Origin of the sequence: Azohydromonas australica DSM 1124 (assembly GCF_000430725.1) — a bacterium.
In the GTDB taxonomy this organism is placed as follows: Bacteria; Pseudomonadota; Gammaproteobacteria; order Burkholderiales; family Burkholderiaceae_C; genus Azohydromonas; species Azohydromonas australica.
The window spans coordinates 1-14,620 of the sequence record NZ_AUMO01000056.1; the positions used below are offsets into that span (position 1 = coordinate 1).

At 69.2% G+C, this 14,620-nt stretch carries 16 protein-coding genes; 6 read left to right on the forward strand and 10 right to left on the reverse strand.

Annotated elements, in window-relative coordinates; translation table 11 throughout:
- Window positions 1-284, reverse strand: a 284-nt coding sequence (locus H537_RS42165; protein ID WP_043458508.1) for an IS5/IS1182 family transposase, incomplete at its 3' end; no start/stop codon positions are given.
- Between H537_RS42165 and H537_RS52535 the strand changes: the two genes are divergently transcribed.
- Window positions 283-543 (forward strand): hypothetical protein, encoded by a 261-nt coding sequence (locus H537_RS52535; RefSeq protein ID WP_156901590.1) that lies wholly within the window; start codon window positions 283-285, stop codon window positions 541-543. The two genes, H537_RS42165 and H537_RS52535, sit on opposite strands and share 2 nt — an antisense overlap.
- A gap of 10 nt (window positions 544-553) precedes the next feature.
- Here the strand turns inward: H537_RS52535 and H537_RS0110045 are convergent, their stop codons facing one another.
- On the reverse strand, window positions 554-1,432 hold the full coding sequence (locus H537_RS0110045) for a DNA alkylation repair protein (protein ID WP_028997812.1): 879 nt from the start codon (window positions 1,430-1,432) through the stop codon (window positions 554-556).
- Between the two features lie 88 nt (window positions 1,433-1,520).
- Between H537_RS0110045 and H537_RS0110050 the strand changes: the two genes are divergently transcribed.
- Window positions 1,521-2,684 carry a M20 family metallopeptidase gene (locus tag H537_RS0110050; RefSeq protein WP_169516983.1) on the forward strand — a complete coding sequence of 388 codons (1,164 nt, stop codon included), beginning with the start codon at window positions 1,521-1,523 and terminating at the stop codon, window positions 2,682-2,684.
- Between the two features lie 19 nt (window positions 2,685-2,703).
- Here H537_RS0110050 and H537_RS0110055 read toward each other — a convergent pair whose 3' ends face one another.
- Window positions 2,704-3,042 (reverse strand): hypothetical protein, encoded by a 339-nt coding sequence (locus H537_RS0110055; RefSeq protein ID WP_028997814.1) that lies wholly within the window; start codon window positions 3,040-3,042, stop codon window positions 2,704-2,706.
- Window positions 3,043-3,184: 142 nt separating this feature from the next.
- Window positions 3,185-4,261, reverse strand: a complete 1,077-nt coding sequence (locus H537_RS0110060; protein ID WP_064735940.1) for a choice-of-anchor A family protein — start codon at window positions 4,259-4,261, stop codon at window positions 3,185-3,187.
- Between the two features lie 287 nt (window positions 4,262-4,548).
- Between H537_RS0110060 and H537_RS0110065 the strand changes: the two genes are divergently transcribed.
- The gene (locus H537_RS0110065) at window positions 4,549-4,818 is read left to right on the forward strand and encodes a hypothetical protein (RefSeq protein ID WP_028997816.1); all 270 of its coding nucleotides are present in this window, start codon (window positions 4,549-4,551) and stop codon (window positions 4,816-4,818) included.
- 27 nt (window positions 4,819-4,845) lie between these two features.
- Here the strand turns inward: H537_RS0110065 and H537_RS0110070 are convergent, their stop codons facing one another.
- Window positions 4,846-5,550 carry a response regulator gene (locus H537_RS0110070; RefSeq protein WP_043458509.1) on the reverse strand — a complete coding sequence of 235 codons (705 nt, stop codon included), beginning with the start codon at window positions 5,548-5,550 and terminating at the stop codon, window positions 4,846-4,848.
- A gap of 8 nt (window positions 5,551-5,558) precedes the next feature.
- Window positions 5,559-7,448: a type IV pili methyl-accepting chemotaxis transducer N-terminal domain-containing protein gene (locus tag H537_RS42170; RefSeq protein WP_043458510.1), complete on the reverse strand. Its 1,890-nt coding sequence runs from the start codon at window positions 7,446-7,448 to the stop codon at window positions 5,559-5,561.
- A gap of 185 nt (window positions 7,449-7,633) precedes the next feature.
- On the opposite strand from H537_RS42170, the gene H537_RS42175 reads away from it, so the two are divergent.
- Window positions 7,634-8,203 carry a hypothetical protein gene (locus tag H537_RS42175; RefSeq protein ID WP_051242317.1) on the forward strand — a complete coding sequence of 190 codons (570 nt, stop codon included), beginning with the start codon at window positions 7,634-7,636 and terminating at the stop codon, window positions 8,201-8,203.
- 63 nt (window positions 8,204-8,266) lie between these two features.
- Here H537_RS42175 and H537_RS0110085 read toward each other — a convergent pair whose 3' ends face one another.
- Window positions 8,267-9,967, reverse strand: a complete 1,701-nt coding sequence (locus H537_RS0110085) for an MFS transporter (RefSeq protein ID WP_028997818.1) — start codon at window positions 9,965-9,967, stop codon at window positions 8,267-8,269.
- Between the two features lie 314 nt (window positions 9,968-10,281).
- Between H537_RS0110085 and H537_RS0110090 the strand changes: the two genes are divergently transcribed.
- Window positions 10,282-10,590 (forward strand): DUF485 domain-containing protein, encoded by a 309-nt coding sequence (locus H537_RS0110090; RefSeq protein WP_028997819.1) that lies wholly within the window; start codon window positions 10,282-10,284, stop codon window positions 10,588-10,590.
- Window positions 10,587-12,317 (forward strand): cation acetate symporter, encoded by a 1,731-nt coding sequence (locus H537_RS0110095; RefSeq protein ID WP_028997820.1) that lies wholly within the window; start codon window positions 10,587-10,589, stop codon window positions 12,315-12,317. The genes H537_RS0110090 and H537_RS0110095 overlap by 4 nt, the downstream gene beginning before the upstream one ends.
- A gap of 87 nt (window positions 12,318-12,404) precedes the next feature.
- Here H537_RS0110095 and H537_RS42180 read toward each other — a convergent pair whose 3' ends face one another.
- From H537_RS42180 to H537_RS0110110, 3 genes are read right to left on the reverse strand one after another with little or no spacing between them, the layout of a single operon-like run.
- Window positions 12,405-12,806: a GtrA family protein gene (locus tag H537_RS42180; protein WP_051242318.1), complete on the reverse strand. Its 402-nt coding sequence runs from the start codon at window positions 12,804-12,806 to the stop codon at window positions 12,405-12,407.
- Window positions 12,799-13,512: a class I SAM-dependent methyltransferase gene (locus H537_RS0110105; RefSeq protein ID WP_028997821.1), complete on the reverse strand. Its 714-nt coding sequence runs from the start codon at window positions 13,510-13,512 to the stop codon at window positions 12,799-12,801. The genes H537_RS42180 and H537_RS0110105 overlap by 8 nt, the downstream gene beginning before the upstream one ends.
- 14 nt (window positions 13,513-13,526) lie before the next feature.
- The gene (locus tag H537_RS0110110; RefSeq protein ID WP_084150573.1) at window positions 13,527-14,615 is read right to left on the reverse strand and encodes a glycosyltransferase family 2 protein; all 1,089 of its coding nucleotides are present in this window, start codon (window positions 14,613-14,615) and stop codon (window positions 13,527-13,529) included.
- Between the last annotated feature and the right edge of the window lie 5 nt (window positions 14,616-14,620).

Here is a 14,620-nt window from a genome sequence, read left to right on the forward strand (position 1 = left end):
CGCATCGATTGGCTGTCGTAGATGGCGTCTTCGACTGCCTCATCAGACAAACCAAACCACTGCTGCAGGCAGTACATGCGCAGCATCCGCACGATCCCTATCGGCTGCCGCCCTACACGACCGGTGCTCGGATACTTGGGCTCGATGAGCGCCTCCAGGCGCGCCCATGGCACCACCTGCTCCATCTCAGCCAGAAACTTCTCGCGGCGTGTCACACGCTTCTTCTGCGCGTACTCGTAGCTGGCGAAGCTCAATTGCTTGGGTGGTTTGGAGGGCTGCGTCATGGTGGTTCATCCATGCAAGATTCGAGCCGAATTGATCAGCGTCTCCATAGGTATTGCCGCAAATGTCATTTTTGTGGCGCCATTGGCAATGCTCGTCGCGGTTGCATCGCTCAACATCGGCGGCATAGCACCTCTGGCGGTCTTCCTGCTACCACCAACATTGATCACGATACTGAATATTTTCGTACTGATCAAAACCTTCAAAGCTTATCGAGCCATTGAACCCCAAGAAAATCAAATCTCAAACCCAAAAGCATAAAGACCAGTAATTAGGCCTTGCTTTGCCCCTTCCCCTTTGCTCCACCCCTCAACCGCAACGCATCCTGGTCCATCTTCTTCGCCGGATGCCGCAGCGCATGCCGGATCACCCAGCGCAAATCGTCATCCGCCTCCGCCAGCCAGCGCTCGCATATCTCGAACACCAGCGCCGGATGGTCCTTGGCGATGTCGCCCAAGTGGTTGGCCACGCTGCGGCGCACGTAAAGGCTGGGATCGTTCTTGAGCTTTTCCAGGATCGGCAGCACCGGCGCCGGGTCGGCCTGGAAGGCGGGAATGCGCACCGCCCAGGGCAGCCGGGGCCGCGTGCCTTCGGAACACAGGCGGCGCACGTGCGGGTCGGGGTCGTCGGTCCATGACAGCAGGCGCTGCAGCGTGCGCGCCGGCTCGTGGATCAAGAAGGGGCGGATGCAGAACTCCGCGCTGAAGCGCCGCGTCAATTCGTACTGCGCGCGCATCGAGGCCTCGAAAGGGTCGCGCCCGCCGTTGCCTTCCCGATTTAATCCATATTGCGCCACGAAGCTCACGTGGGGCAGGTAGAAAAACACCGCCAAGCCCATATCGGAGGTTTGATCCAGCGGCGGCGTCAGTGAATCCACCAGGATGCCGACGGCGGATTCATAGTCCATCGGCAGGCAGTGGCGCAGCGCCCGCGCCAGGTGCTTGCCGCGATCCAGGATGCCCAGTGGCTCCAGGCCGTCCATGGCCATGGTCTCGAAAGCCGCGGCATCGAAATCCGGAAAAGCCAGCCGCACGTTGTGCGCCAGGCATTCCACCGCCTCGGCACCGAGCAGGAATTTCAGCGGGGCGCCCTTCTGAATGGAGCGCGGGGCTATGGGCAGGCGCAATGGGTCAAACGAGACGGAGGCCATGAAACTCGATATTCAGACGAGATCATGAGATTATCCTCCACTCCTTCAGCGGCAAACCGGGATGGCAAGGCGCCCCGTCAAGAACAGCATGGTCGAATTTCTGAGGCAGCTCATTGCCATTCCCAGCCCAACCGGCAGCGACGATGCATCAGCCATCGTGCGCACCGTTGGTGACTGGCTGGCTGAAAACGGCGTGCACCATCAACGGCTGGGCTCCCGGGACAAACCCAAGGCGATCGTCGTCAATCCGCCGACCGGCCCAGGCGACGAGGTTTTGCTGCTCAACGCCTGCCTTGATACCGCCCCCGTCGGTGACCCGGCCCAGTGGCAATACCCGCCCTTCGGTGCTGTCGAGCACGAGGGTTGGCTTTACGGCCGAGGCAGCGCCGATTCCAAGGCGGCGGTGGCGATCCTTTCGGAAATTGCCAGGACCACTCCCCTCACCGCCCGCGAACCGCTCAACGGCCGCTTGCGTCGCGTCACGCTCGTCTTCGACGGCGACGAGCATTCCGGCCGCTTCGGCGGCATCAAGGCTTACACGGCGAAATTCGGGTTTCCGGCGTTCTGCGCCATTGGCTATCCCGGGCCCAGGCACATCGTGGTGGGCTCGCGTGGTTTCTACCGGACCGTCCTCACGCTGCGCGGCGCGCTGGGGCATTCGGGCAGCGGCAGCGTGCCGGCCGAATTGGCGATGGCAAAACTCCAGCGCCTGCTGGCCGGGCTGGAAAGGGTACCGGAGCAAGGCGCCCCGGCGGATGAATGCTTTGCGCTGCGTCCCCGGGCGTCCGTGACGTGGCTGCGCACCGGCGCCCGCACCTACGCTCTCACGCCCGCGAAGATCGAATGCGGACTCGACATCCGCCTCACGCCCGGTTTCGGCCGCGAAGCCGCCGGCCGTTTCCTGGATGCATTGCTGGCGGACATCGCCCGGGAAACCGGCGACGCTCACGCCAGCTCGCTCGGCCCGGTGAACTGCTGGCCAGCCTTCCGCACGCCCGCTGGCGCCCTGCTGCCCCGGCTGTTGCAGTCCTGCGCGCGGGAAACGCTGGGCCACGCGCCTGAATTCAGCATCTCGGGTCCCAGCAACATCGGCAATTACCTGGCGATGCATGGCACGCAGGTGGTCGCGGGCTTCGGCGTGGAATACCAGCGCCTCCACGGGCCGGACGAAGGCGTGAAGCTGGAGTCCATCCCGGGCGTTCATGCCGCCTATGCGCTGGCGGTGCGGCGCTTCCTGGACGGGTACGCCTGAAAAGGCCGCGCGGCCGGGCTCAGGACTTCAGGTAGCGCTCGATCGCCTGCACCGACTCCGGCGGAATCCGGGTGAAGCGCAGTTCCGTCAGGAAGCCTCCATGCCGGCCGTCGAACACGCTGGGCCGCGTGCGGGCATGGGCGATCACGGTATGGGAGCGCTCCCGGCCGGCCGGGATGGCTACGCGCACCAGGCAGTCCAGCCGCTCTGGCAGGTTCTCCGGCGCCACGATCTTGACGCTGTCCGCGCCGATGTCCACGGTGCGCACCGCCAGCAACCGGTGCTCGGGCAACATCACGTTGGCCGTGCAGGCGAAAAGCTTGCGAAGGTGCTGCTGATACTGCGAAAAACGGTCCATGCATCTCGCTCCCGCTGCCGTGGCAGGCCGGGGGCGCGGTCAATCCCTACAGCGGCCCATTCTGCGACCCGCCTGCAGGACGGCCCCTGATGCACGGCACGGGCCGTGACGGCCCTCCAGTGCTGCGTGCATCACCCGCGCCTCAGGCGCCGACGGCCGTGCCGACCGTGCGGCGCCGGCGCGACGAAAAGGCCAGCCAGCCCAGGGCCGGCAGCAGCAGGGCCAGGGTGCCCGGCTCCGGCACGTCATGCGAGGGCATGCCGATCGGTTCGTACGTGGAGCCGGTGTCGGGGCCGGTCGTGGGCGCCGGCGCGGGTTCCGCCTGCGGCAGCGCCACCTCGGCCGTGGTGAACAGGTGGTTGTTGTTGATCTGGATGTTCGAATTCCAGTTCTTCACCACCACGTTGCCGTTGATCTGGCCGTCCCAGCCGCCGCTGATCGTGGCGTTAGGCGCCAGGATGCTGCCGAACACGCCCACGCTCTTGAGCACCAGGTCGGTGGCATCGACGAAGTTGAACAGCACGTTGTAGTCGCGGAAGCCGTCCAGGCCCACGTTGCGAAAACCGGCCTGCTCGCCGTAGATGTTGAAGATCAGCGTCTGGCCCCGGCTCAGGTTGAGCAGCGAGATGCTGTTGCGCGACAGCAGGTCCGCACCATCGATCTCGAAGATCTGCGTGGCTGAGCTGCCGTCGCCAGTGAAGCTCACGCCGCCCCAGGGATTCATGTCCACCTTGCCGGAAGCCGCCACGCCGGCCAGGTCCTGCGACAGCGTGCCCAGTTGCTGCGCCGCGGCGGCGAAGGAGAACGGGGCCGCGCCACCGTTCTGCAGGGTGCCGCCGAAGCCCAGGTTCGACGTGCTGGCCGTGCCGCCCACGTAGGCATTGCCGTGGTCGATGGAGCCGCCGCTGAAGCTCAGGTTGCCGCCCACCACCAGCGACTGGCCCGCGTAGCCGGCCTGGTTGTGCAGGTTCACGCTGTAGCCCGTCAGCGTCGCGTTGCCCTGCACGGCCACGGCGCCTTCGGTGTCGCTGTACATGCTGGTGAAATTGCCCAGCGCAAAGACGTTGAAGTTGCCGGCCACGCCAAGGCTCACCGCCGCCGCCTGCGCCGAGGCGGGCACCGCCAGCACGCCCGCCACCGCCAGCGCCGCGGCGCATGCCGGCGCCTTGAGCCAACTGCCGAGGGTGGGAACGAAGCGCGACGTGGAGGTGAAGCTCATGCGGGAAAAGCTGGCGGGGGGGTGGAAAAGAGGCGCGATTGTTGAGGCAGCGCAATCTCACATCGTGGCGCGTTCGTGAACAGCGCTGTCCCACGGCAAAAACACGACATCCGCCAGGATCGAGAGGCCTGCCGCGTGCGCACTTCACGCCGCGGGGCGCGGCGCGCGTGCCGGGCCCGAGGAGTGCGGCGCCGGTGCGAAATCCTGCCTTGGCAGGCGCGGCACCCGTGCGCGACATAAGCGGCTTCGCTCCCTCCTCATGCCGCTCACGCCCACGGACGCCCGCCATGCCTGTCTACTGCGTCTCCTACGACCTGACCCAACTGGGCCGCAACTACGCCGGTCTGCACGACGAGCTCAAGCGCTCGGGCGCCTGGTGGCACCACCTGGGCACCACCTGGCTGGTGCACACCAGCGAGGCCGCGGAGCAGCTTTCCATGCGGCTGCGCCGCAGCCTCGACGACAACGATAGCCTGCTCGTCATCAAGGTCGGCCGCGACTACGCCGGCTGGCTGCCGCAGAAGGCGTGGGAGTGGATCGAGAAGCAGCTGCAGTAGCGCTTCGCCGGCCAAGCGCGATGCGGCTCAGCCCAGCCCGCGCTCGGCCGCGTACACCGCCGCCTGCACGCGCGAGCTCAGGTTGAGCTTGCGCAGGATGTGCTGCACGTGGATCTTCACCGTGGTCTCGGCGATGTCCAGCGCGCGGGCGATTTCCTTGTTGCTGGCGCCGCGCGCGATGTGGCGCAGGATCTCCCGCTCCCGCGGCGACAGCGTCACGATCGGGTCGGCCGGCTCCGCCGCGGCCGGGGCTGCCGGCGCGGGCGGCGCCGCGCTCAGCGACTGGAAAGCGGCCACCAACTTGGCCGTCATCTCCGGGCTTACCACCGAGTCACCGCGCATGCAGCGCACGATGGAGACCGCCAGCGCCTCGCTGTCGATGGTCTTGAGCAGGTAGCCCTGCGCGCCGTTGCGCAACGCCGCCGCCAGGTCGCGCTCGTCCTCGCTCACGGTGAGCATGAGCACGCGCGCCTTCGGCGCGGCTTCCTTCAGGCCGCGCAGCGCGTCCACGCCGTTGACGCCGGGCAGGTGGTTGTCCAGCAGCACCAGGTCCGGCTGCAGCGCCTGCGCATGGCGTTGCGCTTCGCCTGCGTCGCCCGCCTCGGCCACCACCGCGAAGCGCGCATCGGCCCCCAGCAGCGCGATCAGGCCGCGCCTGAACAGCGTGTGGTCGTCCACCACCAGCAGGCGGATCGGCGCGTCCGCGCCGGCGTTGTTTGGGTTCGTGCTCATCCCGCGAATCATGCCGCCGCCGAGGTGGCCGCCGTGGCCGTGGCCGAAGGCGGCAGCGTCAGCGTCACGCAGCTGCCCGCGCCGGGCACGGCGTCCACGCGCACCTGCGCGCCGATGCGCGCCGCGCGCTCGCGCATGATGCGCAGCCCCACGTGCGTCTCGGCCCGGTCGGCCTCGGGCTCGAAGCCCTGGCCGTCGTCGCGCACCTCGAAGCGCCAGCCCGCGCTGTCGGCCGCCACCTCCACCCACACCTGCGAAGCGTGCGCATGCTTGCGCACGTTGGACAGCGCCTCCTGCACCACGTGCAGCACCTGCACCTGCACGTCCGGGTCCAGCGGCAGGCCGTGGCCGTCGATCTCCAGGTGCGTCTTCAGCCCCGTCTGGTGCTCGAACTTCTGCAGCGTGGTGCGCAGCGCGGGCTCGATGTGCTCGGTGTTGGTACGGGTGCGGAAGTGCACCAGCAGCTCGCGCACGTCGCCCATGCACTCGTTCACGCCCGTGTCGAGCTCGCCCAGCGTGCGCTCCACGCCCGCCTCGTCGCCGCGGCCGCGCGACGCGCGCAGCAGCTGCACCTGGATCTTCAGGAAGGCCAGCGACTGCGCGATGGAGTCGTGCAGCTCGCGCGCGATGAAGCTGCGCTCCTCGGCCACCGCCGTCTCGCGCTCCAGCGCCGCGGCGCGCAGGCCCTCCATGGCGCCGGCCAAGTGGCTGGCCAGCGCGTCGAGCAGGCTGCGCTCCTCCGCGCCCAGCGCGACGTCCTCCCGGAAGAACAGGTCCACCTCGCCCAGCAGCCGCTGCTGCAGCCGCACCGGCACGCTCACCAGCGTCCTGAACCCTTCGCGCGCGCAGTGGCCCAGGGTGCGGTCGGCCGAGACGATGGGGATGACGCGCGTGCGCGCGTCCGCCGCCGACTGTCCGCACAGGCACTCGCCCGTGACCACGCAGTGCTCGCCCTCGCTCAGCGCCTTGGGCAGTCCCGCGCCGGCCAGCAGCAGGTAGCGCTGGTTGGCCTCGTCGGACCAGCGGATGGCCACCGCGTCGGCGTGCGCCAGGCGCCGCACCTTGGTGGCGAAGCCCTGCGCCATGCCGTCGAGGGTGTCGGCCCGCGCCAGCAGCGCGCTGACCTCGTACAGCGCCGCCAGCCGCCCGCGCTCCAGCTCCAGCGAGGCGGTCTTCTCGCGCACCTTGTCCTCCAGCGAGCGGTAGAGCGACTGCAGCGTCTGCGCCATGCGGTTGAAGCCCGCGGCCAGGCGGCCGAACTCGTCCATGCGCTGCACCTCCACGCGCGCGGCGAAGTCGGCCTGCTCCATGCTCTGCAGGCCGCGCTGCAGCCGCGCCAGCGGCTCCAGCACGAACAGGTAGCCGGTGTAGAGCAGTACCACCGCCGCGGCCAGCGCCAGGCCCAGCATGGCCAGCTGGTACAGGTGCAGGATGCTGGTGAAGCGCGCGAGCTGCTGCTCAATGGCGCCCACGAACACGTCCACCGAGCGCACGAAGCTCTCGGCATCGGCGCGCACCGCAGCGGCTTCGGGCAGCGGCCCCTGCGTCCAGCGCGCATGCAGCGCCTGCCACTGCTGCACCACGTCATGGAAGGCGGCCTTGGCCGCGTCGTTCCAGGGCACCAGCAGCGGACGCGACGGATCGCCCTGGGCCAGCAGGTCCAGGCTGTCCTGGAAGCGGTCGATCTGCGTCTGCACCTGCGCCGGCGGCACGTCGTGCAGCGAGGCCGCGAGGCGCCAGGTCTGCATGCGCATGCGCCCGGCCTCGTTGACGGCGGCGGCACCGCCTTCGAGCTGCCAGCTCACCCACAGCGTCAGCCCGATGGAGCCCAGGGCCAGCACCAGTACCGCGCTGCCGATGGCCAGGAGCTTGCGCGCGAGGGTCCAGGGAGTTTTCATGCGCGCACTCTAGGCGCGCAGGCACCGCGACGTCTGCCTTTTCGTCAAGAGACCCCGTACCCCGCGAACACGCGAGGCACGGCCCCCAATCTCGGGATGCCGGCCAGGGAACTCGCGCCTACGGTAGCCGCCCGGCCCGTGCCGCGGCCGCTGCACAAGCCGGACCCGAGCGAAAGGATCGATCCATGAAACACACGACCTTTTCCCTGTCCTGTACGGCGCTGCTGTGCGCCCTGGCTGCCGGCGCGGGGCCGGCGCTGGCCGCCGAGCCCGAGGGCGCGCCGGCCAACGACCGCGTCGCCCAGGGCTTTCGCATCGTGCCCAAGGGGGTGCACCTGAACATGGCCGGGCGCGACCGCAACCTCGTGGGGCTGGGCAGCTACCTCGTCAACGCCGCAGGGGCGTGCGTGGACTGCCACACCCACCCGACCTACCTGCCCGGCGGCGACCCCTTCCAGGGCCAGGACGAGCAGATCAACTTCCAGCAGTACCTCACCGGCGGACGCCAGTTCGGGCCCGTCATCGTCTCGGCCAACCTGCGCCCGGACGGGCGCGGCCGGCCCGCGGGGCTGACGCTGTGGCAGTTCATCAAGACCATGAACACCGGCCACAACCCCAACGACCCGCCGGGCGAGATCCTGCAGGTCATGCCCTGGCCGGTGTACGGCAAGCTGGTCCAGCAGGACCTGCGCGCCATCTACGAGTTCCTGAGCGCCCTGCCCTCGGCGCCGGACAACCCCAACCCGGGGCCGTGAGCCTGAAGGGCATGAAGCAGAAAGCGCGGCCCCGCCGCGCTTTTTTCATGGGGGCTGCGGCGCTCAGTCGGCCGCGTAGATGTCGCGGTCCTTGGTCTCGCGGATGAAGAGCATGCCGATCACGAAGGTGGCGCCCGCAACCACGATGGGGTACCACAGGCCGTTGTAGATGTTGCCCGTCTGCGCCACGATGGCGAAGGCCGTGGTGGGCAGCAGCCCGCCGAACCAGCCGTTGCCGATGTGGTAGGGCAGGCTCATCGATGTGTAGCGGATGCGCGTGGGGAACAGCTCCACCAGCGCCGCCGCGATGGGGCCGTAGACCATGGTGACGTAGATCACCAGCAGCGTCAGGATCCCCACCACCAGCGGCTTGTTGATGCGCTCGGGGTCGGCCTTGGCCGGGTAGCCCGCAGCGCGCACGGCGTCGGTGAGCTCCTTCTTGAAGGCCTCCACGCGCGCCTTGCTCGGGGCGTCGAAGGCATGGCCGCCGGGGGCCAGCGTGGCGGTGGGCGCGGCGATGGTCTTGTCGCCGACCTTCACCGTCGCGGCGGTGCCGGCGGGGCCCTTCTCCACCGCGTAGTTCACGGCGCCCTGCGCCAGCGTGCGCTTGGCCAGGTCGCAGTCGCTGCGGAAGTCCACCTCGCGCGCGATGGGGCTGCCCTGGAAGCTGCAGCGCGCGGGGTCCACCGTGACGGTGATGGGCACGGCGCTTTGCGCCTGCGCCAGCGCCGGGTTGGCGGCCACGGTGAGCGCCTTGAACAGCGGGAAGTAGGTCAGCGCCGCCACCAGGCAGCCGGCCATGATGATGGGCTTGCGCCCGATGCGGTCCGACAGCCAGCCGAAGAAGAGGAAGAAGGGGGTGCCCAGCAGCAGCGACACCGCGATCAGGATGTTGGCCGTCTGCGCGTCCACCCTGAGCGCCTGCGTGAGGAAGAACAGCGCGTAGAACTGGCCCGTGTACCACACCACCGCCTGGCCCGCCGTGAGGCCCACCAGCGCCAGGATCACGATCTTGAGGTTCTTCCAGCGCCCGAAGCTCTCCGACAGCGGCGCCTTGGAGCTGCGCCCCTCCTCCTTGATCTTCTTGAACGCGGGCGACTCGTTCATCGACAGCCGGATCCACACGCTCACGGCCAGCAGCACGATGGACAGCAGGAAGGGCACGCGCCAGCCCCAGTCGGCGAACACCTCCTCGCCCATGGCCGTGCGCGCGCCCAGGATCACCACCAGGCTCAGGAACAGCCCCAGCGTGGCGGTGGTCTGGATCCAGGAGGTGTAGGCGCCGCGCTTGCCGTGCGGCGCGTGCTCGGCCACGTAGGTGGCCGCGCCGCCGTACTCGCCGCCCAGCGCCAGGCCCTGCAGCAGCCGCAGCGCGATGAGCATCACCGGTGCGGCCACGCCCACGCTGGCGTAGCTGGGCAGCACGCCCACGATGAAGGTGGACAGGCCCATGAGCAGGATCGTCACCAGGAAGGTGTACTTGCGCCCGATCATGTCGCCCAGCCGCCCGAACACCAGCGCGCCGAAGGGCCGCACGATGAAGCCCGCGGCGAAGGCCAGCAGCGCGAAGATGAAAGCTGCGCCCGCATCCAGTCCGGAGAAGAACTGCTTGGCGATGATGGGTGCCAGCGCACCGTAGAGGTAGAAGTCGTACCACTCGAAGACGGTGCCCAGGCTGGAGGCGAAGATGACCCGGCGCTCCTCGCGGCTCATCGGCGCCATCGAGCGCGACGGGCTCAGCGCGCGCACGGAATTGGTGGCCATGATGCTTGTCTCCTTGTGGTCTCGTGGGCTCGCTGACGGGGTGAGCGCTCCCCCGCGATGGCTCTTGCGGCGCATGCTGGGCGCCCTTTCTGACGGCTTGCTGACCCATGCCTGACGCCTCGCTGACGCCTAAGGATCAACCCGCAGGGGGTGGCTTTTGTAAGAAGTTGGTCAGACGCGCTGCCGAAACTGGTCTCACGAGGTGCCGCGCTCGTTGCTGCTGGCATCCCTGACACCCTTGCACCGGAGACAAAGCAATGAGTGCATCCGCCGTGGGCCGCACGCCAGCCCAGCCGAGAACCGAGGAGACAAGCATGGTCGACCCCGTGGTCGCCCGCATCCAATCCAACCCGAAGTACCAGGAGCTGCGCAGCAAGCGCAGCAGCTTCGGCTGGATGCTAACCATCCTGATGATGGTCGTGTACTACGGCTACATCGCGCTGATCGCCTTCAACAAGCCCTTCCTGGCCACGCCGCTGGGCCAGGGCGTCACGACGCTGGGCATCCCGCTGGGCATGGGCGTGATCATCTTCACGATCGTCATCACCGGTATCTACGTGCGCCGCGCCAACAGCGAGTTCGACGCGCTGACGGCCCAGATCCTCAAGGAGGCCGCCAAGTGAGCGCCAAGCATCTCAAGACCCTGGCCGCGCTGGCGGCCCTGACCGGAGCCGGCGCCGCGCTGGCCGCCGGCGGCGACCTGGGCACGGCCGCCAAGCAGGCGACCAACTGGACCGCCATCGCCATGTTCGCCATCTTCGTGATGGCCACGCTGTGGATCACGAAGTGGGCCGCGGCCAAGACGCGCTCGGCCGCCGACTTCTACACCGCCGGCGGCGGCATCACCGGCTTCCAGAACGGCCTGGCCATCGCGGGCGACTACATGTCCGCCGCCTCGTTCCTGGGCATCTCCGCGGCCGTGATGGCCACCGGCTACGACGGCCTGATCTACTCGATCGGCTTCCTCGTGGGCTGGCCCGTCATCACCTTCCTGATGGCCGAGCGGCTGCGCAACCTGGGCAAGTTCACCTTCGCCGACGTCGCGGGCTACCGCTTCAAGCAGACCCCCATCCGCGCCTTCGCCGCCTCCGGCACGCTGGTGGTGGTGGCCTTCTACCTGATCGCGCAGATGGTCGGCGCCGGCCAGCTCATCAAGCTGCTGTTCGGCCTGGAGTACTGGATCGCCGTGGTGATCGTGGGCGCGCTGATGATGGTCTACGTGCTCTTCGGCGGCATGACGGCCACCACCTGGGTGCAGATCATCAAGGCGGTGCTGCTGCTCTCCGGCGTGAGCTTCATGGCCTTCATGGTGCTGGCGAAGTTCAACTTCAGCCCCGAGGCGCTGTTCGCCAAGGGCGTGGACGTGAAAACCGCCATCGCCATCGCCGCGGGCAAGACGCCTGAGGAAGCCAAGGCCACCGGCATCTCGCTCATGGGCCCGGGCGGCTTCATCAAGGACCCCATCTCCGCCATCAGCTTCGGCATGGCGCTGATGTTCGGCACCGCCGGCCTGCCCCACATCCTGATGCGCTTCTTCACCGTGCCTGACGCGAAGGAAGCTCGCAAGTCGGTGTTCTGGGCCACGACCTGGATCGGCTACTTCTACGTCCTGATCTTCATCATCGGCTTCGGCGCCATCACCCTGGTGCTGACCAACCCCGACCTGGCCGACACGGCCAAGGGCGTGATCAAGGGCGGCGCCGGCACGGCCAACATGGCCGCGGTGCTGGTGGCCAAGACGGTGGGCGGCGACGTGTTCTTCGGCTTCATCTCCGCCGTGGCCTTCGCCACCATCCTGGCGGTGGTTGCCGGCCTGACGCTGTCGGGTGCCTCGGCCGTGTCGCACGACCTCTACGCCACGGTGTTCAAGAAGGGCAAGGCCGACAGCGCCTCGGAACTGCGGGTCTCGCGCATCACCACCCTGGTGCTGGGCATCGTCGCCGTGGTGCTGGGCATCGCCTTCGAGAAGCAGAACATCGCCTTCATGGTGAGCCTGGCCTTCGCCATCGCCGCCTCGGCCAACTTCCCCGTGCTCTTCATGAGCGTGCTGTGGAAGGACTGCACCACCAAGGGCGCCGTGATCGGCGGCTTCCTGGGCCTGATCAGCTCGGTGGCCTTGACGGTGGTGTCGCCCTCGGTGTGGGAAGCCACGCTGGGCAACCCCAAGGGCTCGGCGCTGTTCCCCTACACCTCGCCGGCGCTGTTCTCCATGACCATCGGCTTCGTGGGCATCTGGCTGTTCTCGATCATGGACCGCAGCGCGCAAGCCGCCAAGGAACGCGCCGCCTTCCCGACGCAGCAAGTGCGCTCCGAGACGGGCCTCGGCGCCGCCGGTGCCTCGGGCCACTGATCGGCTCCACCCACACGCCGCGCCCAGCGCGGCGCCTCGAAAAGGCCGGGCTTGCCCGGCCTTTTTTCGTTGGAACGGGAGACAGCATCAGCCCGCGGCCGCGCGGAACACCGCATGCCGCTGCAGCAGGCAGGCACAGCCGGTGTACGCGGCCAGCGCCGCCGCCTGCGCCCACGGCGCCGGCACACCCGCCCACAGCGCGGACTGCAGCACGGCCGCGTTGAAGGCCCAGGCCAGCGCCACCGCCGCCAGGTACGCCGGCATGCCGCTGCGGTGCGGGCGGGCGCTGCCGAAGACCCAGCGGCGCTGCAGCCCATAGCCCGCCAGCAGCCCCAGCGCGTAGCCGCCGGCGTTGGCCACCAGCGGCGTGCAGCCCAGCGGGCCCTGCAGCAGCAGGATCAGCCCGCCGCCCAGCAGCGTGTTGAGCACGCCGGCGGCGGCGTAGCGCGCGAGCCACCGCGGCAGCCGCGCCGCGCGCCGATCAGGCACGCGCGTGCAGCGCGTACTGCGCCCCCAGCGGCAGCCAGCGCAGGCCCTGCTCCAGCGCGCGCAGCCCGCGCAGCGCGGCCGGGAAGAACACGCGGTAGTCCACGCGCAGCGCGCGCAGGCCCGCCGCGGCACAGCGCCGGCGCATCGTGGCCGCGCCCACGAGCACGGCGTTCTCGTCCAGCGGGCAGTTGCGTACCGCCCGCACCGTCAGCGGGTTGAGCGGGTTGTGCTCGTAGATCATCAGCGGCGCGCCGGGCTTGAGCACGCGGCGCAGCTCGCGCAGCGCCGCCGGGTGCTGCGCGGGCGGGATGTGGTGGAACACGCAGCAGGCGAAGGCGCCATCGACGCTGGCGTCGCGCAGCGGCAGCCGGCCGTCGCGGATCATCAGGTAGCGCGCCCGCGGGCCGTGCTCGCGCCACGAGGCCGCCAGGCTCGCGGCGGAGACGTCGGCGCACAGCAGCCGCGCGCGCGGGCGCAGTTCCAGGAAGGGCCGCACCGAGGCGCCCACGCCGCTGCCGAAGTCGAGATAGGTGCCGTCGGCGGGCGCGCCCAGCGCGTCGAGCTCGGCGGCGAAGTCGCGCATCTTGTAGGCCGCGAAATACTCCGGCGCCTCGCCGCTGAGCGCGATGTTGCGCGCGTGCAGCTCGCGGTAGTCCGCGGCGAAGCGGTCGAACTCGGCCTGCGCGGCGCGGTGTTCACAGGACATGGCGGCCTCCCGTTTCATGTTGATCTCTCAACGACGTAGCGCGGGCGTCCCTTGGTTTCGAGGTAGATCTTGGCGACGTACTCGCCGATCACGCCCAGGCTCAGCAGCTGCACGCCGCCGAGGAAGAACACCGGCAGCCCGATCGAGGCCCAGCCCGGCAGGGTGTGGCCGTCCACCAGCCGCGCCCACAGCACCCACAGCGCGCCCGCGAAGCTCGCACCCGACACCAGCAGCCCCAGCAGCGTGATGGCGCGCAGCGGCGCGGCGGAGAAGGACGTGACGCCCTGCCACGCCAGCGCCAGCATGCGCGCCAGCGGGTACTTGGAGCGGCCGGCGAAGCGCTCGTGCCTGTCGTAGTGCACGACGGCCTGGCGAAAGCCCAGCCGCGGCACGATGCCGCGCAGGAACAGGTTCGTCTCGCCGTAGGCCGACAGCGCCTGCACGCAGCGGCGCGACAGCAGCCGGTAGTCGGCGTGGTTGAACACCACGTCCACGCCCAGCGCACTCAACAGCCGGTAGTAGCCCTCGGCGCTGCAGCGCTTGAACCAGCCGTCGACGTCGCGGCTGCGGCGCACGCCGTAGACCACCTCGGCGCCGTCGCGGTACGCGGCCAGCATGGCGCGGATGGCCTGCGGGTCGTCCTGCAGGTCGGCGTCGATGCTCACCAGCACGTCGCCCGGGGCCTGCAGCAGCCCGGCCAGCAGCGCGTTCTGGTGGCCGCAGTTGCGCGAGAGCTTGATGCCGTGCATCGCGGCATCAGCCTGCGACAGCGCCTCGATCAGCGTCCAGGTGGCGTCGCTGGAGCCGTCGTCCACGAAGTACACGCCGCTGTCGGGTGCGATCTCGCCCTCGTGCCGGAGCTCTTCGAGCAGCAGCGCCAGCCGCCGCGCCGTCTCGGGCAGCACCTCCTGCTCGTTGAAGCAGGGCACGACGATGGACAGCCGCGTACCGCCGCCGCTGCGCGCGGCGCGCAGCACCTCGGCGGCGTACTTCGGCCAGTCCGGCTCGGCCTCCAGCCGCGCGATGGGCGGCACTTCGCCGCGCGCCTCGGCGGCATCCGCATCCGGCGCCTGCGGGGGCGCCACGCCTCGTGTGATGGCCATGCTCT